Annotated in this window: 2 protein-coding genes; both read left to right on the plus strand. The window is 68.4% G+C overall.

The features are described from left to right. Positions 1-281: 281 nt before the first annotated feature. Positions 282-746 carry a hypothetical protein gene (locus ACJA3G_RS36615; RefSeq protein WP_406557332.1) on the plus strand — a complete coding sequence of 155 codons (465 nt, stop codon included), beginning with the start codon at positions 282-284 and terminating at the stop codon, positions 744-746. Next, positions 743-1,066 (plus strand): winged helix-turn-helix domain-containing protein, encoded by a 324-nt coding sequence (locus ACJA3G_RS36620; protein ID WP_406557333.1) that lies wholly within the window; start codon positions 743-745, stop codon positions 1,064-1,066. The genes ACJA3G_RS36615 and ACJA3G_RS36620 overlap by 4 nt, the downstream gene beginning before the upstream one ends. Positions 1,067-1,606 lie beyond the last annotated feature (540 nt).

The following is a 1,606-nucleotide window of genomic DNA, read 5'->3' on the forward strand; positions in this document are numbered from 1 at the left end:
CCACCGCACCCTCCAGCAACGACAGCCCCGCTCACAGCACCTGACAACCCCCATGTCGGCGTAGCTCCCAAGGGAAGCAGGCGGAGTCGTCCTCGATCGCCCGCAGCCTCTTCCGGAAAGTTCGCCACAGGGACCGCGGACCAGGTGGGCCGCCGAGATGGTCGCGCCGACGTCCGGGGCGCTTCCCTTTCCCGACTGGAAAGTCAGTGGCGCCAAAGCATTGACTTTCCTATCGGGAAAGTGGAACTCTGACTTTCCCGACAGGAAAGAGAAGGTCCATCGTGGAGAACATCGCTTCCGACCAGGCCCGTGCCGCGCTGGCCGCGGTCGATCACGCCCGCAGCCAGGTGGCCGAGGAGGTCGGACTGCCCCGCGGCTACTGGTGGGCCATGGCTGCCGGCTGGCTGCTGCTGGGCGCGCTCGGCACCTGGACGACACCGTGGGTGGCCGGCACCGCGACCACGGTCTTCGGCGCCGCCCACGGCACGTTCGCGTCCGGCCTGCTCAACGGGCGCCGTCGCACTGGCCAGTTGCAGGTCGGTGCCGCGCTCGCGAGCCGCCGCATCCCCCTGGTGGTGGTCGGCATGCTGATCGCACTCGTCGCCCTCACCATCCTCGCGGCGCTCGTCCTGGACGCCGACGGCGCGGACCACGCGGCCATGTGGGCGGCGGCGCTGGTCGCGGCGGTCGTGGGATTCGGCGGACCGGAGATCCTGCGCGTACTGCGGCGTTGGGCGCGGGCATGACGGGCGCACGGTTCGACGAGCTGATCCACCCCAGCACGCGCCTGTCGCTGGTGGCGACCTTGGCCGCGGCCGACTGGGCGGACTTCACCTTCCTCAAGGACCGTCTCGGACTGTCCGACTCGGCACTCTCCAAGCAACTCGCGACGCTTGAGGAAGCCGGTTACGTCTCCACGGAGCGCCGCCTCGACGGCAGCCGCCGCAAGGTCCGCGCCCGGCTGACGAGCGCCGGACGGGACGCGTTCAACGGCCATGTCGCCGCACTGCAGGCAATCGTCGCCAACGCTGCGTCGCCGACCGAGGGGTCAGCGACGCGCCCGTAACGCGGTATCGAGCGCGGCCTGTGAGGCGTAGCGCTCCACGATAAGCCGTGCCTCGGCTCGTCGTCGCACGGTCCTTTTCCGGGTGGGCTGGGGGTCTTGCGTCCCCTCCGTGGGGGCTCCGTTACGTTGGCGGGACCGGTGGTTGTAGGCGCACCGAGTCATTACCCGACAGCTCCTCCTCCCTGATCGCACGATCTGGACAGTTGCGGCACGTGGTTTGAAGTGCGATCAGTCGCTAGAACGATCGGCGTCCGACTGCCTTCTGACCGTTCCCGACCGAAGGGTCACGTGTTCGGGCAGGAAACATTTCACCCCCGGCTGGTCGGCGGTCGCGCTCCCGCGCGCCAGAAAATCGTAACTGTCCGCATTCGAGCTAGCACAGAGCGTAGCGCGCACGTTGTCATTGTCTTGCCGGGAACGGACGCGACGCCACAGAACCCCGAACCGGCACGCAATCCGTAAGGAGGGGTCCCGCCCCCACTCTCAGGAAGGAACTGCCATGAGCACCACCGAAGAGCAGGCCGCCGAAGCCTTCCAGTC

Origin of the sequence: Streptomyces sp. YS-3 (genome assembly GCF_045257485.1) — a bacterium.
In the GTDB taxonomy this organism is placed as follows: Bacteria; Actinomycetota; Actinomycetes; order Streptomycetales; family Streptomycetaceae; genus Streptomyces.